This is a genomic window from Mediterraneibacter sp. HA8405 (assembly GCF_056148955.1).
Map to the genome: position 1 here is coordinate 2,761,650 of NZ_CM148758.1, position 21,519 is coordinate 2,783,168.

15 protein-coding genes and 3 pseudogenes are annotated in these 21,519 nt (G+C 47.6%); 4 read left to right on the forward strand and 14 right to left on the reverse strand.

The annotated features are described in order from the left end of the window. Positions 1–13: 13 nt before the first annotated feature. The 9 genes and pseudogenes from AC0QUU_RS12900 to AC0QUU_RS12940 all read right to left on the reverse strand — a co-directional run bounded on the left by AC0QUU_RS12900 (position 14) and on the right by AC0QUU_RS12940 (position 8,294). Positions 14–760 carry a GTP pyrophosphokinase gene (locus AC0QUU_RS12900; protein WP_474543304.1) on the reverse strand — a complete coding sequence of 249 codons (747 nt, stop codon included), beginning with the start codon at positions 758–760 and terminating at the stop codon, positions 14–16. Between the two features lie 121 nt (positions 761–881). Further along, complete coding sequence (locus AC0QUU_RS12905; RefSeq protein WP_474543305.1) at positions 882–1,160, reverse strand: hypothetical protein; 279 nt, start codon at positions 1,158–1,160, stop codon at positions 882–884. Positions 1,161–1,201: 41 nt separating this feature from the next. After that, a pseudogene (locus AC0QUU_RS12910) lies at positions 1,202–2,011 on the reverse strand (radical SAM protein); the annotation flags it as partial. Between the two features lie 133 nt (positions 2,012–2,144). Then, positions 2,145–2,402: a nitroreductase family protein gene (locus tag AC0QUU_RS12915; RefSeq protein WP_474543306.1), complete on the reverse strand. Its 258-nt coding sequence runs from the start codon at positions 2,400–2,402 to the stop codon at positions 2,145–2,147. Between the two features lie 25 nt (positions 2,403–2,427). Then, positions 2,428–2,727: a hypothetical protein gene (locus AC0QUU_RS12920; protein ID WP_474543307.1), complete on the reverse strand. Its 300-nt coding sequence runs from the start codon at positions 2,725–2,727 to the stop codon at positions 2,428–2,430. A gap of 147 nt (positions 2,728–2,874) precedes the next feature. Next, on the reverse strand, positions 2,875–3,798 hold the full coding sequence (locus AC0QUU_RS12925; protein ID WP_474543308.1) for a LysR family transcriptional regulator: 924 nt from the start codon (positions 3,796–3,798) through the stop codon (positions 2,875–2,877). Between the two features lie 96 nt (positions 3,799–3,894). After that, entirely contained in the window at positions 3,895–5,370 is a 1,476-nt protein-coding gene (locus AC0QUU_RS12930) for a glycoside hydrolase family 1 protein (protein WP_474543309.1), read from the reverse strand. 25 nt (positions 5,371–5,395) lie between these two features. Then, the gene (locus AC0QUU_RS12935; protein WP_474543310.1) at positions 5,396–7,297 is read right to left on the reverse strand and encodes a beta-glucoside-specific PTS transporter subunit IIABC; all 1,902 of its coding nucleotides are present in this window, start codon (positions 7,295–7,297) and stop codon (positions 5,396–5,398) included. A 154-nt stretch (positions 7,298–7,451) separates the two neighbouring features. Next, complete coding sequence (locus tag AC0QUU_RS12940; RefSeq protein ID WP_474543311.1) at positions 7,452–8,294, reverse strand: PRD domain-containing protein; 843 nt, start codon at positions 8,292–8,294, stop codon at positions 7,452–7,454. 318 nt (positions 8,295–8,612) lie between these two features. On the opposite strand from AC0QUU_RS12940, the gene AC0QUU_RS12945 reads away from it, so the two are divergent. Beyond that, on the forward strand, positions 8,613–9,110 hold the full coding sequence (locus AC0QUU_RS12945; protein WP_474543312.1) for a DUF2798 domain-containing protein: 498 nt from the start codon (positions 8,613–8,615) through the stop codon (positions 9,108–9,110). A 74-nt stretch (positions 9,111–9,184) separates the two neighbouring features. Here AC0QUU_RS12945 and AC0QUU_RS12950 read toward each other — a convergent pair whose 3' ends face one another. After that, positions 9,185–11,071: a heavy metal translocating P-type ATPase gene (locus AC0QUU_RS12950; protein ID WP_474543313.1), complete on the reverse strand. Its 1,887-nt coding sequence runs from the start codon at positions 11,069–11,071 to the stop codon at positions 9,185–9,187. 96 nt (positions 11,072–11,167) lie between these two features. After that, entirely contained in the window at positions 11,168–11,386 is a 219-nt protein-coding gene (locus AC0QUU_RS12955; protein WP_474543314.1) for a cation transporter, read from the reverse strand. Between the two features lie 347 nt (positions 11,387–11,733). Here AC0QUU_RS12955 and AC0QUU_RS12960 point away from each other — a divergent pair, with 347 nt between their 5' ends. From AC0QUU_RS12960 to AC0QUU_RS12970, 3 genes and pseudogenes are all read left to right on the forward strand, one after another. Beyond that, on the forward strand, positions 11,734–14,307 hold the full coding sequence (locus AC0QUU_RS12960; RefSeq protein WP_474543315.1) for a hypothetical protein: 2,574 nt from the start codon (positions 11,734–11,736) through the stop codon (positions 14,305–14,307). A gap of 97 nt (positions 14,308–14,404) precedes the next feature. Then, positions 14,405–14,761, forward strand: a pseudogene (locus AC0QUU_RS12965) (ArsR/SmtB family transcription factor); the annotation flags it as partial. Between the two features lie 129 nt (positions 14,762–14,890). Next, positions 14,891–15,193 (forward strand): annotated as a pseudogene (locus tag AC0QUU_RS12970) (helix-turn-helix domain-containing protein); the annotation flags it as partial. 69 nt (positions 15,194–15,262) lie between these two features. Here AC0QUU_RS12970 and AC0QUU_RS12975 read toward each other — a convergent pair. The 3 genes from AC0QUU_RS12975 to AC0QUU_RS12985 all read right to left on the reverse strand — a co-directional run bounded on the left by AC0QUU_RS12975 (position 15,263) and on the right by AC0QUU_RS12985 (position 21,437). Then, a complete protein-coding gene (locus AC0QUU_RS12975; protein WP_474543316.1) occupies positions 15,263–18,841 on the reverse strand; it encodes an ATP-binding cassette domain-containing protein in 3,579 nt (1,192 codons plus the stop codon). Further along, a complete protein-coding gene (dnaK, locus tag AC0QUU_RS12980) occupies positions 18,828–20,585 on the reverse strand; it encodes a molecular chaperone DnaK (protein ID WP_474543317.1) in 1,758 nt (585 codons plus the stop codon). Before dnaK ends, AC0QUU_RS12975 begins: the two co-directional genes overlap by 14 nt. Positions 20,586–20,816: 231 nt before the next feature. Beyond that, positions 20,817–21,437: a sugar O-acetyltransferase gene (locus AC0QUU_RS12985; protein WP_474543318.1), complete on the reverse strand. Its 621-nt coding sequence runs from the start codon at positions 21,435–21,437 to the stop codon at positions 20,817–20,819. Between the last annotated feature and the right edge of the window lie 82 nt (positions 21,438–21,519).

Genomic DNA, 21,519 nt, shown 5'->3' on the forward strand with positions numbered 1-21,519 from the left:
AACCGGGCTCTTCTTACATAAAATTGATATCTATTTTCTTGAGCTTTTCATACAGCGCTTCCGCATCCGTAGTTTCTTCTTTGATATTGTCCATCTCTATCCGGATTTCCTGCATCGTCTCATCTATGTGCGCGATCTCATCTGCGCACTCTTTCAGACGGGCGATCACCTTCTCCGCATGTTCCACTTTTTTCTTGTATTTGATCTGATGCTCCAGACTCGCCCAGAAATCCATGGCAATGGTCCGGATCTGTACCTCCGCCTTTACTTCTTTCATGGACTCCGCAAAGAAGATCGGGACACTGACGATCAGATGAAGGCTGCGGTAGCCGTTCGGTTTCGGGCTGCTGATATAGTCTTTTCTCCTGATCAGCCTGATATCGTCCTGCTTTGTCAGCGCATCTGCCAGGAGATAAATATCATCAATATAGGAACATATCACCCGGATCCCGGCAATGTCGTTCAGGTTGTTCTCAATGTTCTCTCTTGTAGGAGGTATTCCCATCCTCGCCATCTTCTCAAGAATGCTTGTCTGACTCTTCAGCCGCGTCTCAATCGAGCTGATCGGGTTTCTCTTGTATCTGACCTCAAATTCCGTATCCAGGACCTCAAATTTTGTATTGATCTCCTTGATCGCGCAGGCATATCCCATCATAAGTTCTTTATAATCGAGAACACCGTCCAGAAGATCCATTGCCTGCCCCATGATAAGATTTGTTCCGGCTCCTTCGGCAAGCTGAAGCCAGTTCTTTTTTTCCATTGTTTCCTCCGTTCCGGCAGCATATCTGCTGTCTGTCTGATTCTGTACTCTGGTACTATTTTAGCTCATGAAACCGGAAGGCTCAATTAAATTACTCTAAAAAAATATTAACTGTCTCTTTTTAATTGCTGTTGATATATATTTTCTCGCCTGTAACCGTACTCTTCATTTTTGGAAAGAACTGCTGCAGGGTCTGGTCTGTAAAACACCTGTCCAGTATATACTCTATATGGTTCTCTGCCGGTTTCTGCTGCTGCCGTTCATGCATCCGCAAAAGCGCGGCGCCTGCGGCTGTACACTTCACGAAAATCCAGGCCGGATGGTTCCATCTGTTATTCACCGTAAGGAGATGCAGAAGCACTCCGCCAAATCCCCATACACAGCTGATCGGAAAGAACAAGTCGCTGGTCCGGCTGGTAAACTCCTTCTTCCTTCATCCATTCAGCCCCGGGATTCTTCCCAGAGCCGGCCCGCTGCCGGAGCCCATTTTCCCGCAGTCTCCACACATTTATCAGAAAACTCCTTTGCACTCTCCAGATTCTGATAATCTGTGCTCTTCGCATGACTCTTTTCTACAATCTCGGTCAGCCTTCCCGGATTGTCCAGGGCCGGACATGGACGGAGCATATTGTCGTTCCATGGCTGGTTGTCATGGTATCCCATGAACAGCGGCGACTGATACGCTTCCAGCAGAGTTTTTTCCCGGATATTCGAATCCGAATAGTGGATAAACGCGCAGGGCTCAATGTCTCCGTTGGCGTTGATATGGCAGTAGCAGCGTCCTCCGGCAATGCATCCGCCCACATACTCTCCGTCATTCCAGAAATCCACCGTAAAAATCGGCTTTGTCCGGCGGTACTCCCGGATCCTGTGGTACATCATCTCACGCTGCTCTGCCGTCGCCATCAGCTCCTTCACCGCGCCTTTTCCCACCGGCATGTAAGTAAAGAACCAGGCAAATTTCGCGCCCATGCCGATCATCTGGTCAAAATATTCTTCGCTTCCGATCACCTCGGCATTTGCGGAAGTGTAGCAGCAGGAAATGCCAAAGGGCAGCTTTCTTTCTTGTAAAATGTTCATGGCATGGATGATCTTCTGATAGGTTCCGTTTCCTCTGCGGGAGTCTGTCGCCTCTTCAAATCCCTCGATACTGATGGCCGGCATAAAATTCTTTACCCGCAGCATCTCATCCGCAAATGCCTCATCGATCAGAGTTCCATTTGTAAATGTAGAGAATACACAGTCCGGATCCCTCTGTACTTTCAGCGTATCTTTGCGGTCGAACCGGTCAAACCAGTCCAGAAGTTCTCTTAAAGTCTGATGTCTTCACACTGTCACTTTCTTTCTCAATGATTAACAGTATCACGAAATACAACGGAACACATTATAAGTACGTCACTAAGGCATTTTGTTCTTTTGAACTTTCGTGAGCAGGCGAAGGCTGAACATTTTCCGCCTTATAGCCAACCGGCATGATTAACACCACTTTTTCATTTTGAGGGATAGCGAACGTTTTTTCTAATTCTGTATTTGAAAAATAATTGCACCACGTACTGTATACTCCCAGTTCAATCGCCTGCAACATGATATATGTTGCCACAATGCTGACATCTTCTATTCCAGAACGCACACCCTTTTCCAACGGATTTTTCCAGTCCTCCTCTTGATTATAAGTAAAAATTAAAACTGTTTTTGCACCATAACCGCAATGTGTTAATGTAGACAGTTTCCGGCAGATCCCTGAACAGATCCAGATGTGATTCTTCGGCGAATGTATTTTTCAAATAGTTATTGTCATCTGAGAAGCCGGGATTCGGCTGGATCTGACAGATACTGTATGCCTGGAGGACAGCGGTCACCGGAACTCCATGGTAGATGCCATTGACAATCTGATAGGCGCTCTGCTCGTCATACCTGCCCAAAGCAATGATGGGGAACCCGCCAAAACGGATATATTCCTCCAGCAATTCCTTTTCGGAACGGGAATCCTGGCTCTTAAGGTCTGGAGTTATCCTTTGCTAACCTTCGATCAAAAAAGAAGCCGTGATCACACGGCTTAATAATAATATGAATAATTTACAGAATCTGTCAATCAGATCTTTTATAATTGAGAATTATTCCCGGATATCCAGATACCGCTTCAGCGCATCCAGATACATCTCTCCCATTTTGCTGAGGATCGTATTTTTCCTGACAATGTAGCCGATCTCCATAACGCTGTTGTGGTTTTCCTCGTCGTCCTGAAAGGGAACCGCCGCAAACTCATTGCCGTTCAGTTCTTCGCAGATAATGCCGGAGCAGAGCGTATATCCGTTCAGGCCCACCATCAGATTCAGCATGGTCGCCCTGTCATTTGTGCGGATAATCCTCGGATACTCATTTGTGGCGAGGATCTCCTCCGCAAGATAAAAAGAGCTGTTGTCTCCCTGTTCAAACGCCAGGCACGGATATTCCTCCAGCTGCCGGAAGCAGATGGACGGTTCGGCAGCCAGAGGATGGTTTTTCCACAGATATACATATGCCTTGCAGTCAATCAGATGGTGAAATTCCAGCCCTGCCGGACGCAGCAGCCTTTCCAGACTCTTTCTGTTAAATTCACTGAGGTAAAGGATGCCGATCTCACTTTTCATTGTGCTCACATCCTGAATCACCTCCGCAGTCTTCGTCTCCCTCAGAGCGAACTCGTATTTTGACATATCAAACTGCTTCGCCATATCCACAAACGCTTTCACCGCAAAGGAGTAATGCTGGGTGGATACACCGAACTTTTTCTTCAGCGAGCCGTTTTTCCCGTATTTCTCCAGAATCGTCTCATACTGTCCGTAAAGCGCTCTGGCATAGAGAAGGAATTCCGCGCCGTCATTGGTCAGAGTCACGCCTCTGCCGCTGCGGTGAAACAGCGTAATCCCCAGCTCTTTTTCCAGCTCCCGGACGGCGCTGGTCAGGGACGGCTGAGATACATACAGCTGCCCGGCGGCCTTGTTGATTGATTTAGTCTCTGCAATTGTAATAATATAATTCAGCTGGGTTAATGTCATATCCGGATACTCCTGTCTGTCATCGTTTTCTGTCTGGATTTCTCCTCGTTTACCAGCTCATTATACAGCAGGATCCGAACTGACGCCAGCGTTCTGTCAGGACTGTTCTGTATCTTCCTCTTCAAAAAGCGATTTTCCGTTTGTCTCAATCACATTCCGGTACCAATAAAAACTGTCCTTTTTATAGCGGTTCAGGGTGCCGCCTTCCTCTTCATCCCGATCCACATAAACGAAACCGTATCTCTTCTGATATCCGTTCAGCCAGCTCAGCAGATCTGTAAAAGACCAGGTACAGTAGGCAAGCACACGGCATCCCTCTTCGACCGCATCGCCCAGCGCTTTCAGATGTTCTTTCAGATAGCAGATCCTGTATTCATCATGGATACGGTTCTCATCCGTCTTCTTATCAAAAGCACCCAGTCCGTTTTCCGAGATAATAACAGGAAGCGCATAACGGCTGGTAATCTCCCGGCAGCAGAACTGAAGACCGGAGGGATCGATGCTCCAGTCCCAGTCGGTTGTCATCAGATATGGATTTGCAGGATTCTTATAGATTCCCTGGATGCCGACTTCCTGGGCAGAGCCTTTGACTCCGCTTGTATTCATTGTGCCGTAGGGCGTCACACCGTCCATAGGATTGTACTCGCACACGCAGCTCTGATAGTAATTTACTCCCATAAATGTAATCTGAGCCGCAGCCTTTCTTAAAATTTCTTCATCTCCTTCTGCGATTTCCGGCGCAATTCCTTTTTTCTTTAAATAAGTCATTGCCGCCACAGGATAGCGGCCGTATGCATAGATGTCCATCCACCAGTAGTTCTTCAGATCATCATAATTCGCTTTCGCCATTGCGTTAATGGGTCTGCAGTCAAGCGCATAGGAAGGTGTATAGGCAAAGCTTGCCCCTATATTTCCCGTACCGCCCATTTCCCGGTAGGCGAGAACTGCTTTTGCATGTGCCATAAAAGCGTGATGATTCACCTGATAAAAGGTCTTCTGATCATCAAATTTCCCCGGCGGGTGCTGCGCGGTCAGCCAGCCCAGGGAGGTAAAAATATTCTGCTCGTTCAGCGTAATCCAGTATTTCACCTTACTCCCGAATCTTGCAAACAGAGTCTTTGCGTAATTTACATAATCGTCAATAATCTTCCGGCTTTCCCAGCCCTGATATTCGTCGACAAGAGCCTGCGGCAGGTCCCAGTGATAAATCGTCACCATGGGCTCAATTCCGTATTTCAGACACTCATCAATGATATTCTCATAAAATGCAATACCCTCTTCATTTACTTTTCCTGTGCCTTCCGGATAAATTCTGGCCCATGAAACGGAAAAACGATAGGTTTTCAGTCCCATTTCCGCCATCAGGGCAATGTCTTCTTTATATCTGTGGTAATGATCCACAGCTACGTCTCCTGTTGTTCCTTTATAGGTTTTCCCCGGGATGCGCACAAATGCGTCCCAGTTGGTCATACCTTTTCCGCCTTCCTGCCAGCCGCCTTCAATCTGATACGCTGCCGACGCGCTTCCCCAGAGAAATCCTTCCGGAAATCCCTTTGCTTTCATCTGTTCCATCCTGTTCCTCCATTTTCTTTCTGTGTTATCTGATCACTAAAATCTCATCCAGCTCTTTTACCGGTCCCGACGCAGCGGCCGCGACATCAGCAAAAGCATCCGTATTGGAAACAATAATCGGAGTTGTAATATCGTAACCGGCTTTTACAATTTCATCTTTATCAAATTCCAGAATTACTTCTCCTTTTTTCACTTTGTCTCCTGAGGCCTTTTTCGGATGGAAATATTTTCCTTCCAGATTAACCGTATCCATTCCTACATGGATCAGAAGTTCTACTCCGTTTTCACCTGTCAGTCCTGCTGCATGTCCGGTTTCAAACATTACATCGATTTTCCCGTCAAACGGCGCTACTACTTCTCCTTTTTCCGGGATGACTGCTGTTCCTTTTCCCAGAATTCCCTGTGAAAATGTAGCGTCTTTAACCTGTTCCAGCGGGATGCACTCTCCCTGCACAGGACTGAAAATATGGATTTCCTGTCCTTCCGGAAGCAGTTCTGCGGCAGGTGTCTCCTCCGCTTCAGAGATAAGTTCTTCCTCTTCGTCTTCATCCACAATATCTTCAAATCCGATCAGCATTGTGGCAATAAACGTAACTACAACTGTAAGAAGAATCGTAAGCGCCGCAATCAGCAGGCTGACAGCTCTGTCTTCTTCTACATACTGCACGATAGTAACAATAGCCGGGGTGGCAATTCCAAAACATTTCATCTGGAAAAATCCTCCGAAAAGACCTCCCACAGCCGCTCCGATGCAGGCGCCAAGCATGGGGCGCTTCAGGCGGAGTGTAACACCATACAGAGCAGGCTCGGTAATGCCCGCGAATAATGCGGAAAATGCAGATGAACCGGCTACCTGTTTGAAATCTTTGTTTTTACTTTTAATAGATACTGCCAGCGCCGCCGCGCCCTGTGCCATATTGGAACACAGCTCTCCGATACAGATAAAATTCTCATATCCTGTTGTGGCGATCATGCCAAGCTTAATCGGCGTAAATGCGTGATGCATGCCGGCCATAACAACAAAGGGATAAATACCTGCCACAATTCCGATTGCCAGGAACCCGAGTTTATCATGAACAAAATAAACCACATCTGAAAGAACATTTCCGCAGATCGCTCCAAGAGGTCCTAATACAATCAGGGCAATCGGCGCTTCAATCAGCACAACGAGCATTGGCTTTAAAAAGTTTTTTGTCACTACCGGCGTAATTTTATCCACCAGCTTTTCTACATACTGCAGGGACCATACAGCCAGAATGATCGGTATAACCGAATAAGCATATGAGGCATAGGTAACCGGAATATATCCCAGGAATTTCACCACTTCTTCCGCTTCATGAGCCCCGTCCATAAGAGAAATAAAATTCGGATGAAGCATGATCAAAGCAATACTTGCCGCATAGTACATATTTGTCCCGAATTTCTTCGATGCGGATATGGCAATCAGCACAGGCATGAAGAAAAAGGCTCCGTCGCCCATGACACTGAGGAGGCTGTATGTATACCCCTCTGTATCCAGCACGCCGATCATCGGAAGCAGTGTCAGCAGCACTTTGATCATGGCTGCCCCGATAATCGCCGGAATAACCGGCGCCATAATACCGGAAATCGTATCCATCAGCATAGAAAGAATATTTTTCTTTTCTTTCTTTTCCGGCAGTTTCTTCGGAGCCTCATTTGAGAAATTTCCCAGTTTGTTCAGCTCTGCAAAAACATTGGCCACATCATTTCCAATAATGATCTGATACTGTCCGGCCTTTTTCATAACGCCCATAACGCCTTTTGTCTTTTTGACCGCCTCATCATCTACGATTGACTCATCTTTCAGTGTAAATCTCAGTCTCGTCATACAGTGCACCAGACTTACTACATTTTCTTTGCCTCCTACACGCTGCAGGATTTTCTTTGCAACACTCTCGTAATCCATGATTTCACCTCTCAAAATATTTTTTATATATTTATATATTTTTCCCCGGATTTTCCCGGAAATACAAAGACCTGATCACAGAGAGCGCATCTTCCCGGGATATGCGCCCTCCGCGATCAGGTCTTGCTTAACTGAATAATAACAAACCTGCGGACTAGCTCTGCTGTTCGTCCAGTATTCTTTTTATGTGTATTAACAGATACAGTTCTTCATCAATACTTAATTTATATCCGTACTGCTTCCTGATAAACTGATCAACTTTTTCCACACCGGTGTATGCCCGCCTGTTCTGGGCCACCATTGCCCGGTAAATCTCTTCCATGCTGTCCTGATAAACTTCCCCGTCCATAACCCTGGCGGAGAAAAATTTCAAATGCGTCAGAAATCTCTGGTATGATACCGAATCCTCATTAAATTCTATCTTAAAATGCATTTTGACAATCTTGATGATAGCATTCATCAGCCCGGTAATCTTCTGCACATCCGACACTTCATTTGTCTCAAACTCGGAAGAAATAATATGCATGGCAATAAACGCGGCTTCATCATCTCCGAGATCAATCCCTGTCATATTTTCTATCCATCCGATCGCCTTCTGTCCCAGTTTATATTCCTGGGGGTAAAACTTTCTGATCTCATGACGCATCATGTTTTTCAGACTGATTCCGCTCTGGTATCGTTCCACAGCAGAATTAATATGGTCGGTCAGGGTTACATAAAGCGCATCCCGGATCTTCAGACCGGCTTCCCGGGCAGATGCCACAACTTTTCCGGCAATTTCCAGATATTTTTCCGAAATTTCTCTTACCACTTCCTGCAGCCGGTAATTATCTTCCCTGCTTTTCAGACAGTATATTTTTTCCACAAGGGATTTATCAAGTTCCTCTCCCTTTTTCTTTTTAAATCCGATTCCTGCCCATGCGGATCCGTCGATACCACTGCATTTGTATTCAGAACTCTGAGAATTTTCACCTGCTCCTGCCTCCCCGGTAAGCAATGGAATTCAGTACGGCTTTTCTGCAAAATAAAAAACTGTCTACAATACCCTCCATTCAGTATTATAAACAGTCTTGCTTACCCTTACGTAATAACAAACTTGATCTACGTATACATACTACCAGTTCATATTTCATTTGTCTACTGTAAATTTGTTTTTCATCATAAATAATAATTTCATCCTCTCTTTTTTGTGCAATATTACCTTTGAAAAATTCTGCAGATCTGTCTATGATTATATTCTGTAACGTGTAGCATTCACTGCGTAAATCCAGTTGAACGCTGCACGTTTTTTATATTGTCTGAAAGGAGAAAATCAATGCCAAAAAACAAAACACAGGGAATTATTTTTGGAATTATCATGTCCTACGCCATGGCGTTCGGCATGGAAATCTATAATACCGCAATTAACCACGGATATCATCTTGCCGGGGGCGGCTTCAGCAGCATGACAAACGTTGTTTTTCTGGACGCGCTGAAAGAAATGACTTTTATGGGACTGTTTGTCATTCTTTTTTCCACTCTCTGGGGCAACCGCCTTGGAGCCGCTTTCGCTGCAAAGCACTGTGATCCGGAAAAAGACAATCCTTACATATGCCGTCTTCTGCGTCAGGCAGGAACCATTGCTGTTATGTGTCCGACCATGAGTATGGTAGCGACGATTTTATTCAATATAATAATGGCAGGCATGCCGGTAAGCCGGCTGCCTGCCATCTGGGCAGGGACAGTTCTGAAAAACTTCCCCATGGCGTTCTTCTGGAATATGTTTGCCGCAGCTCCTTTTACACACTGGATCTGCGGAAAAATATTCCGCTGAACATGATTCTTCCGCTCCGGCAGATCTTCTGTCGGAGCCTTTTATCTTTTTAACGGCTCTCTGAATTCTTTCTCTCAGAGCTTCTTTACAAACAATGCCCGGATCGCGTTCAGAACGGCCAGAATCATAACGCCTACATCGGCAAAGATGGCCAGCCACATGTCCGCAAATCCCAGCGCCCCCAGAGCAAGACAGATCAGTTTGATACCGATTGCGAAAACAATGTTCTGATAAACGATCCGCAGACATTTTCTGGAAATCTTGATCGCTTTTGCAATCTGCAGAGGATCGTCATCCATAAGGACTACATCAGCCGCTTCAATCGCCGCATCGGAACCCATAGCTCCCATGGCGATTCCGATATCCGCACGGCCCAGAACAGGCGCGTCATTGATGCCGTCGCCTACAAAGGCAAGCTTCGCATTCTCCGGTTTCCTGCGGATCAGCTCCTCCACCTTTTCCACCTTATCTGCCGGGAGAAGTTCGCTGTACACTTCGTCCAGTCCCAGAGTCTCTGCCACCTGATCAGCCACCTTCGCCGCATCGCCGGTAAGCATGACCGTTCTGCGGACCCCGGCCTTTTTCAGCTGACGGACAGCCTCTCCGGAATGCGGCTTGATTACATCTGAGATCACAATATGCCCCGCATATTTTCCATCAATCGCCATATGGATAATCGTTCCCACGGAATGGCAGCCGATATACGGAATGCCAAGATAACGCATCAGTTTATCATTTCCCGCAGCGACCTCTGTCCCGTCTACTTTCGCGATCACGCCGTTTCCGCTGATCTCTCTGATATCAGATACCCGGGCCCGGTCAATCTCTTTGCCGTATGCCTTCTGAAGACTCCTGCTGATAGGATGGGAGGACGCGCTCTCGGCAAGCGCCGCATATTCCACCAGTTTTTCGTCTTCCAGTTCATTGTGATGGATTCCGTTGACTTCGAAAACGCCCTGGGTCAGTGTGCCGGTCTTATCGAATACGACAATCTTTGTCTGAGACAGAGTCTCCAGATAATTGGAACCTTTTACCAGAACTCCTGCCTTGCTGGCTCCTCCGATCCCTGCAAAGAAACTCAGCGGAATACTGATCACAAGGGCACACGGACAGCTGATTACAAGGAAAGTAAGAGCCCGGTAAATCCAGGTCCCCCACTCCGGCGCCAGACCCAGGCCCAGCATCCGCACCAGAGGCGGAAGAAATGCCAGCGCCAGCGCGGCGCAGCATACAGCCGGCGTATAGACTCTTGCGAATCTGGATATAAACGCCTCGGAACGGGACTTTCGGGAGCTTGCGTTTTCCACAAGATCCAGGATCTTTGAAACTGTAGATTCTCCGAATTCCTTCGTTGTCCGGATCTTCAGCACACCTGTCATATTGATGCAGCCGCTGATAATCTCGTCTCCTGTCCCGGCGTCCCTGGGCAGGCTCTCGCCGGTCAGAGCGCTGGTATTCAGACTGGAACGCCCCTCGGTGATCACGCCGTCAATGGGCACCTTTTCTCCCGGCTGAACGACAATGATACTTCCGATCTCCACTTCATCCGGATCTGCCTTCTCCAGTTTCCCGTCTTTTTCTATATTTGCGTAATCCGGGCGGATATCCATCAGTTCGCTGATATTGCGTCGGCTTTTTCCGACGGCATAGCTCTGGAACAGCTCGCCGATCTGATAAAACAGCATAACTGCAACCGCTTCTGTATAATCCCCGCTCTGATCATAGACAGCAAGGGCGATTGCGCCGACCGTAGCTACGGCCATTAAAAAATTCTCATCAAAAACCTGTCTGTTCTTAATTCCCTTCAGCGCCTTCAGCAGAATATCATAGCCAATCACCAGATATGGTACCAGATACAGAAGGAATCTTACAATTCCCGTAACCGGGACAAAATTCAGCCCGATCAGAAGAACCGCGGAAATAAGAATACGGATTAACATTTTTTTCTGTTTTTTATTCACAGCAGATTCACCTCACATTCCCTATCCGCTTCGCTGCCTGCACATGACCGAACAGCCGCTTCGCACATTGTGAAGCAGGAAGCTTTTCTGTTTCTGTCAGATATAAATCTCGCAGTCATCCTCAACTTTTTTACAGTTTCTGAGAACCTCCTTCATTACTTCTTTCGGATTCTGTCCTTCTTCAAATTCTACGTTCATCTTCAGCATCATAAAATTAACGCTTGCATCTTTCACTCCTGCGGTACGCTTTGCCGCGTCCTCCATTTTATTTGCACAGTTTGCACAGTCCACTTCAATCTTATAAGATTTTTTCACGGTGTTCCCATCCTTTCCCTTTCTTTTACTTTTTATTAATTAAACATATGTTTAACCGTTGACCATATAATATACTTCCTTTATTGTACGGTCAAGCAATTTTTCTCTTCTTCTGCCGAACAGATAAAAAGTATTTCCATTTGGGTAAATTCTTCTTCTTTTCCCGGATCATGTAAAACGTATAACGTTTTCTTGACAATATTCTCCAAATAAATTATTGTATATATATGTATATTTGTGAATTTTTTATGAATCTTCACTATTCATTATGTATGAAATATCCTCTGCAGGGCTGTTATGCGAGAGGATTTTCATAATAAGAAGCCAAATAAGGAGGTGCAATAAAAATGCGCAGAAGACGAAAACATTTTGCGCTGATTGCAGCATGTTCTCTTGTAATCACCACTGTTCCGCCCGGTGTCGCTTATGCAGAGACTTCCGATACGGACGGAACCGCTCCCCGGATTACAGATGTGCGTATTCTGAAAGAACGCAACTATCTGGAGATCCGCTGGGATCAGGAGGTTCAGAATTCCATTGAGACGGACAACTACATCTTAAAGAACGGGGAAAATGAATTTCAGCTTCTTACCGGGAACTGGAACACGATGTATTTTGACGGCTATGCTCTCAGCAGTATCGGCTTCGATGGTACAGTAGATGAATCCCAGCCGATTACCCTGGAAATAGTTGAAGGAAATACCATCGAGGATACCGACGGCAACAGCGCTGAACCTGTCACCTATGATGTAGACTATGAGAACTATTACACGCAGTTCTATACATCCGAAACAGGCATCGTTGTCAAGGCCAGCGACAATGTGCAGCCGGACAGTCTGGCCGCGGCAGCAGATCAGATTGATCACATGCTTGGCAAAACGGAAAACGGCATCGCGGCCCGGATGGCAGAATACGGCGCGTCTATGGCGCTCTACGGGCCGGATGAAAACGCCTACTTCATTCCGGAACATCGAAGCGCCTGGGATCCGGATATGTATGAGGTAGAAGGCTACGGCGGAAATGAATACAACGGCGGAGTTTCCTCTATTGCAGAGAAAAACGTAATTAGAGTGCTGGGAGGCGAGAATCAGACAGGCTACCGCAACGAAAACATTCTTGTTCACGAGTTCGGTCACTCTGTAAAATCGCTGGGCATGGATCTGCTGGAAGATCAGTCCCTCCACGATGAATTTATGGCTCTGTACAACAGCCGCAGAGCTCTTGGCATGTGGCCAAACACCTATGCCATCTCAAACGCAGATGAATTCTTTGCTACCATGTGTACGATCTGGTTCAGTGTAATGGAAGAAAGTCCGGACTGGACAGACGGCGTACGCGGTCCGGTCAATACCCGGGAAGACCTGTTAAAGTATGATCCCGAGACCTATGCTTTCTTTGATAAGATTTTCCCGGAAGATTTTCTGGACGATCCGTGGGATCCTTCCACTATTCCGGATAATTATGATGATGTATTTGTTCCCTCTGAAACCGGAGACAGTACCCACAACTATGAAACCGACACCTTTAAAATTCTCTACGATGGTGAAGACGGCACAGAATACCATCTGGAGCAGTATAACGGAGTAGTGTTATGGTGGAATTACGGCGATGAAACCATTAACAGCTGGAAGCTGACACTTACAGAAGAAGGCTTCCATATTACTACCCTGGACGGCGCTCAGGCTCTGGCGCCTGTAAACGGCAGCACAGTAGCTCTGACAGAGGCAGATATCACTGATCCGGAACAGCTGTGGGCCTTTGTACCGGTTGAAAGTACTACCGGCAAACTGGTTCAGGCTGCTACAGGTCAGGCGCTTGGATTTTCCTCCTCCGTTACAAGCGGCACTCCGCTTCAGCTGGTAGACGAAGAGGACGCACCGGCCTGGCGGATCAATAATCTTACACGGAATACAGCCCTGATTCCCAAAGCCGGCCATGACTTTGCCAATACATACTTCCGTGTGATCAGCATTGCAGACGGCGCCAGCGTATGGGAAAACTGGGATAACGGTGTAATCTGGAATACAGTAGACAGTGATCGGAACAGCTGGAAGATCACCCCGGCCGGAGAGGGATACTTCCGTATCTCACCCCTGGAAAACCCGGATATGGTTCTGGCTCCTCAGAACAGCGGCACGTCCGCAGGAACAAGAGTTATGCTTGTAACCGGGAACGAAGAGGATCAGACGCAGCTCTGGTCTCTGGAAGATGCAGACGGATCCGCACGCTTTATCAACAAAGCCTCCGGACTGGCTATTGGCATCGCAAATGATGATATGACCAGCGGCAACAACCTGGTTCTGACAGAAAAATCCGACAGCAGCATTTACCAGCTGTGGAATGTAATCAATAAAAGTACCTCTGCCACATTGGAGCAGCCGGATATTCCCAACTATGCAGGGCCAATCGAAGAACCTTCTGAACCCTCGGATCCTTCTGAGCCCACGGATCCCTCCGACCCTTCAGATCCTTCTGAGCCTACGGATCCCTCCGACCCTTCAGATCCTTCTGAGCCTACGGATCCCTCCGACCCTTCAGATCCTTCTGAGCCTACGGATCCCTCCGACCCTTCAGATCCTTCTGAGCCCTCGGATCCCTCCGACCCTTCAGATCCTTCTGAACCCTCGGATCCTTCCGATCCCTCAGATCCTTCTGAACCGGCGGATCCTTCCGATCCCTCAGATCCTTCTGAACCGGCGGATCCTTCCGATCCCTCAGATCCTTCTGAACCGACAGACTCCTCTGAGCCCGCAGATACATCGGGGCCGGACACAGCGGATACTGTCACCGCTTCATCTGACAGTGCCGTACAGACCGGTGACAACACCAGCGTGATCATACCAATTGTATTTATGTTTGCTTCATCAGCCGCAGTTGTATGGCTGACTGTTAAGCGGAATCGTTTCCGGCAGGAGAAATAAAACAGCTCCCTGTCAGCTGCATAGACCAGCACACTGAAAAAGGCCCTTCTTTTTCCTCTTCTTATGATACAATAGAGGACAAAGGAGGGCCTTTGTAATGAAAAAAGACAATTTACCCCACAACCATCATCAGATATTTGAAAATAAATCCGAAGCGATTCCAAAAACCAAAGATTTCCAGACAGTGGCAGATATCTTTAAACAGCTGGGAGACGGAAGTCGCATCCGCATTTTCTGGCTTCTCTGCCACTGCGAAGAGTGTGTCATCAATCTCTCTTCTCTGGTGGACATGAGCAGCCCCGCTGTATCCCATCATCTGAGGCAGCTGAAAATTGCCGGCCTGATTGTCAGCCGGCGTCACGGAAAAGAGGTTTACTACAAAGCGGCGGAAACAGAGCAGGCGCAATTGCTGCATCATATAATTGAGCAGATGATCCGGATCACCTGCCCGTCAGCCGAGGAAGAACCCCCCGGTTCCTCCGGCATGTCCCGCCAGGAAGAACTGATCTGCACCATCCACGATCAGCTCACCAGCCATCTGGACAGACGCTATACAATCGAAGAGTTGTCCCGGCAGTATCTGATTAACACAGCTTCTTTAAAAAAAGTTTTCAAAGAAGTATACGGCCTGCCCATTGCCGCCTATATGAAGGAATTCCGCATACAAAAAGCAATGGAACTGCTGGAGCAGACAGCGGAAAGCATTTCCGCAATTGCCTCAAAAGTGGGATATGAAACACAGGGGAAATTTACAAATGCGTTTAAGGACTGCGTACAGATGACTCCCAGCTGTTACCGGAAGCAGTGCCGGGCACGGCAGAACCTACATTCAGGCAGACAGGAAAACCCTCGCGACGGCAAGACAGATTCGCGGAAATATCCATAAAAAAAGTCCGGATACCCGGACTTTTTTATAACTGTCTGTTTTCATGTATGCACCGGACGTCGCTTTTTCCTACTCTGTCCGAAGCGCTGTTACCGGATCGCTTTTTGCTGCCTTTCTGGATGGAATCAGCCCTCCGATCAGGGTCAGCAATACACTGAGAAGAATCAGGACAACGGCCGGTACAACAGGAAGTACGGCGCTGATATCCGTGGTTCCCGCCAGATGATGAATCAGCATATTTCCCGGGATCAGGATCAGCAAAGTCAGCCCTATACCGATCAGGCCGGCACAGAGGCCGATAATAAACGTCTCCGCGTTAAACACCTGGGATATATTATGCCTCGACGCTCCGATCGCCCGCAGAATACCGATCTCCTTTTTCCGCTCCAGAACACTGATATAAGTAATGACCCCGATCATAATTGAGGATACAATCAGCGAAATCGCCACAAACGCAATCAGCACATAACTGATCGTATCTATAATCTCTGTCACAGAAGACATCAGAGACCCCACTATATCTGTATAAGTAATCACCTGCTCTTCTTTTCCTTCGCTTTCCATCCGGCTGTTATATTCATCCAGAATCCGTACAACTTCTTCCTTGCTTTCAAAATCCTTTGGATAAATATCAATGCCGCCGGGCTCGGAAAAGTCAATATAGCCCAGTGTTCTAAGATTATTTTCATATGTGGCATTCTGTCCGGAGTTCATGGACATCATAAGCTCTGCCAGCTCTTCTCCGCTCATATTCATCTGAAATGCTCCGGCGAAAGCATCCGCATCGATATTCACGGCATTCTGAAGACTGTCTCCCACCTGTCCCATAGCCTGCCGCATCGCTCCCTCCATGCCTGACGAAAGCTGATTCATGGCCTGCTGCATGGCAGAAGAAATCTGTTCTTCCAGAGCATCCGTCACCTGTGTGCCGAAAGATGACGCTGCGCCTCCCATATAGTCCTCCAGAGCTTTCGCTATCTGGCTCTCCAGCTGACTGGTATCTACAGAGGATTCCAGGCCCTCAGCCAGCAGCTGCCGGGCCTGATCTGTATTCAGATAAGCCATAAAATACTGGCCCATTTTACCGGGGTCGGGCGCTCCTGTACTCCGGGCATACGCCTGATAACCTGCTGCCAGCTCTGACGCCAGAGTCTCCAGCTGTGACGCTGAAACGCTGAAGTCCACGTCTGCCAGAATATCCGATCCCCACTGTTCCAGAATTGCCCGGGCTTCATCGGTTTCCAGATATTCCGCCAGATACCTGCTAAACTGCTCCGGATCCTGATAGGCGTCCTCATATCCCATATTCTGGACATACTCTGCATAACCTGTCAGAATATCCCGGAACAGCTGCCGGATCTGGTCTGTGGTAATCTGAACGCCCCCTCCGGACTGAATAAGCTCTCTGATATTCTCCGAAAGAATTTCCTGCCCTTCCGGAGTCCGCAGAAAGGCCGCGAAAGCGTCGCCTAAACCGGAATAGTCTGCCTCCGGATGTTCTTTTGCATATTCCTGATATCCTGCAAGCAGGCCGGTCGCTATATCACCGAATGTTTCTGAAGATATGGAAATATCCAGATTATCCATAATATCTCCCAGATTCACTGTACCCATATCCGGCATTGTCAGCCGGATTCCGCTCAAATCCACCACGCCGGAAAGATCTATGGAGTTTCCGGCCTGGCTGAAAGCAGAAGAAAAGTCAAATGCCCCTGCCATATTTTCTGACAAAGCACTTTCATCAAAGCCGAAAGCTTCCGCCAGAGCCTCTTCATCCACTGTAATGAGAGAATCCATATCGAAATCATTTTCACTGTGCTCTTCTCCGAAAGGTTCCCCGGTAAATACGTTAATATCCGGACTGGCAAGCTGCTGTCTGACGATCTCACTCTCTGCCGCCTTCTGCGCCACATATGTGGTCAGGGATGCCGGATACCCGATTCCTGAAGAAAGCACCAGTCCGTTTGCATCCTCGGAAGGCTGTACAACACCTACGATCTTAAGATCTTCGCCCGCTTCAACCACATTCTTCATATAGGCATCATCCTGGGTTTTATCTCTCCAGACCTGATACTGACTGTCATATTCATAACAGTCTGAACTGTTTACCAGTTTGAATGTAATACCGAGAAAATCTTCATAATCATAGGCACCCATATTTTCCGGCACATCCACATTTTCTTCGTCAGCAAACTGCTGTATCATCTTATCCAGCTCCGCAGAATCTCTAAGTCCAAGTGTATACAGCATAAAATCACTGACCCCGCCTCCGGCGGTGAGGACAAGAACGCATTCATTATAATTTTCCGGCCAGCGGCCTGCCTTCACATCATATTGTCCCTGGTACAGATTTTCATTTTCCGGCATCTCATAAAACACATCTGTACTCATCATCATAGACATAATACTGTTTGACGAGGTCGATGAACCCAGTCCCAGTGCTTCAAAAGAAGCGTCCGGATGAACCTGCCGTACATCGTCTGCATCCTGCCGGTATATCTGCGGCGATGTATTATAGGAATACTCCACTGCATTCGTATATTTTTCGATTCCGCTGTCCGGACTGTCCAGATATTTTTTCAGAGAAGCAAGGTCATTGGAATCCATTGTGGAAAACATACTGGTCAGCATCTGTAGCACTTCCACTTCTCCGGCTGCGCCGCCTTCCTCTGTTCCGCCTGCTCCGTCTGTTATCATAGAACTCAGATCCAGCCCCGTGCTCTGAATCTGCAGGGGATATTCGGCCATTGTCTCTTCCTCAATTGACTTGATATAGTCATTTACTCCTGTGGACAGAGACAGAATCAGCGCAATACCGATAATTCCGATAGACCCGGCAAAAGAAGTCAGAAGGGTCCTGGCTTTTTTGGTTTTCAGATTATTAAAGCTCAGAGAAAGAGCCGTAAGAAAGGACATGGATGATTTTCCCATGTTCCTGTGTTCCGGCTCTTCCATCCTGTCTTCATCGATTTCGAAAGGATCTGTGTCTGAGCGAATTCTGCCGTCTCTTAAATTCACAATCCTGGTTGCATACTTTTCTGCCAGTTCCGGATTATGGGTTACCATAACGACCAGCCGGTCTCTCGCCACTTCCCGCAGCAGATCCATTACCTGTATGCTTGTATCGCTGTCCAGGGCGCCGGTAGGCTCATCTGCCAGCAGAATATCCGGATCATTAACCAGGGCACGGGCAATCGCCACTCTCTGCATCTGTCCGCCGGACATCTGATTCGGCTTCTTGTGTATCTGATTGCCAAGCCCTACTTTATCGAGAGCCTCTTTTGCCCGTCTGCGGCGCTCGGTCTTTCCGATTCCCGATATGGTCAGGGCCAGCTCTACATTGGCCAGCACCGTCTGATGAGGAATCAGATTATAACTCTGAAATACAAAACCAATAGTATGGTTCCGGTAAGAATCCCAGTCCCGGTCTTTATACTTTTTCGTGGAAATTCCGTTAATGATCAGATCACCGCTGTCATATCGGTCCAGTCCTCCGATAATATTAAGAAGCGTGGTCTTTCCTGAGCCGCTGGGGCCCAGGATAGCCACGAATTCATTGTCTCTGAGGTTCAGGCTGACATCGTCCAGCGCTTTCTGGACCAGGCTGCCTGTTCTGTACTCCTTACGGATATGTCTAATTTGCAGCATTCATGTCCTCCTCCAGAACACCCATTGTCTGTCTGATAGTATTCATGTCGTTTTCTGAAACTTTGTCAACTCTTGTTTTTGCCAGCACTTTTTCCAGTGCGGCCACATCTTTTTTCATCTGCTTCTTCCGGCCTTTCTCCATCTGTTTATCCTGAACTTTCAGGATCTGACGGGCTTCGGCGGCTTTTTTCTGTGCTTCGCCGATCAGCTCCAGCGCATCCCGCCTCAGCTGATCCTGGCCGGCGTATTCCTGAGCGTCATGGATGGCCTGCTGAATTTCCATGTCGGACATTCTGTCATCCGCGGTGATCGTAATAGACTGGGCCTTTCCCGTATCCAGATCTTTGGCTGAAACTTTCAGAATACCGTTAACGTCAATGTCGAAGGTTACCTCAATCTGAGGCACGCCTGCCATTGCCTTGCGTATTCCTTTCAGCCGGAATCTTCCGATAGTTTTGTTATCCCTTGCCATAGGACGTTCCCCCTGAAGAACATGGATATCCACACTGCTCTGATAGGGCGCGGCTGTAGTAAATACTCTGGAATAACGTGTAGGAATTGTAGAATTTCTCTTGATCAGGCAGGTGGACACTCCCCCCACTGTCTCTATGGAAAGACTTAAAGGCGTCACATCCATCAGAAGCAGACTCTGGCCTGTCCCCGCTGCCGTAAGGGCATTTCCCTGAAGTGCGCTGCCCAGTATCGCCGCTCCTTTGGCAACGCATTCATCCGGATTAATATTTCTGGATGGTTCTTTTCCCGTAAGCGCCCGCACTTTATCCTGCACGGCCGGGATACGGGTGGAACCTCCTACAAGCAGAACCCGGCCCAGCTGAGAAGGCGTAATGCCCGCATCACTTAACGCGTTCTGTACCGGAGTCTGCGTACGCTCAATCAGATCCTGCACCAGCTCATTGAACACCGCCCGGGTAAGCGTCATTTCCAGATGTACCGGTTCTCCTTTCACCTGAGTCAGATATGGAAGGTTAATATTAGAAGTGGAAGCCGTAGATAATTCTTTCTTCGTCTGTTCCGCCGCTTCCCGGATCCGCTGCATAGCGGCGAAATCCTTCGACACGTCCACCCTTTTCTGAGCCTTGAAATTGCGTACAATCCAGTCCACAATCCGGCCGTCAAAATCATCGCCGCCCAGATGATTGTCTCCCGCTGTAGACAGTACTTCGATCACTCCTTCTCCGATCTCAATAATAGAAACGTCAAAAGTACCTCCGCCCAGGTCATACACCATGACCTTCTGCGGTTCTCCGTGATCCAGTCCGTAAGACATAGCCGCACTGGTCGGTTCATTAATGATTCTCTTTACACTCAATCCCGCAATTCTGCCTGCGTCTTTTGTAGACTGACGCTGAATATCATTAAAATAAGCCGGAACCGTGATCACCGCATCGGTCACCGGCTCTCCTAAAAATTCTTCCGCATCTTTCTTCAGCTGCATAAGAATCATGGCACTGATAGTCTGGGCGTTGTAGGATTTTCCATCAATACGTACAGACCAGTCCGTTCCCATGTGACGTTTTACAGAACTGATCGTTCGATCCGGATTTGTTACGGCCTGCCTTCTGGCCGCCGCCCCTACAAGCCGTTCGCCTTTTTTCGTAAATGCCACTACGCTGGGCGTTGTCTGTCCTCCTGTACTGCATGGAATAATCACCGGCGTTTCATTTTCCACCACAGAAACACAGCTGTTTGTGGTTCCCAGATCTATTCCGATTACTTTTCCCATTGTAAACCGCTCTCCTTACCGTCTGTTTTCAGAATATATAAAGCGGATTCCGGGAATCCGCTCTTCCTGCTTCCAGCAGCCGCAGACCATTTTGCCGTCTGCGGCAGGGAAACATTATACTATCTTAAAATTATAATATGGGAAAAATCACGCCGCAAGCATAGTTTTCAGAATTGACATAAAATTCATACTTTTAATAAAATTTTTACTATTGCAAATTCAGCTCCTCTTCTAATAATTCTGAATATGTTCCCACGCCTCTTCGTCAAATTCCCGGTCTTTATAATAGTATTTCCGGTCATCTTCGGTAATCTTACGAATTACTCTACATGGATTGCCTGCGGCAATCACCCAGTCGGGAATATCTTTTGTAACCACACTGCCCGCGCCGATTACGGTATTGCTGCCGATATGCACGCCCGGAAGAATTACCGTATTCCCTCCGATCCAGACATTATCTCCGATCGTCACGCCGATTCCGTACTCATAAAGAGAATTCCTGGAATCCGGATGAACCGGATGGCCTGCCGTATAAATAGATACATTCGGAGCCAGCTGGCAGTTGTCGCCGATTTTTACTTTTGCCACGTCAATAATCGTACAATTATAGTTTGCAAAAAAGTTCTCTCCCACCTCAATATGGAAACCATAGTCACAGTAAAACGGAGGATTGATAAAAGCCTTATGGGACTTCCCGAGAAGCTTCTCCACAATTTCCCCGATCCTGTCAAAATCCGACGGATCCACCGTATTAAGCTCTCTGAGAATTTTCCTCGTCTTTCTCTGTTCTTCCATTACTGCATCATCTGAAATATATGCCATTTCTCTGTCCCGTCTCTCAATATTATTCACGGCTCGTCCCCTCCGTTCTGAAATGATTACAGCGGCAGGTCCCTCCCGCCTGTACTGTTATTATATTACTGAAGCCGCCATA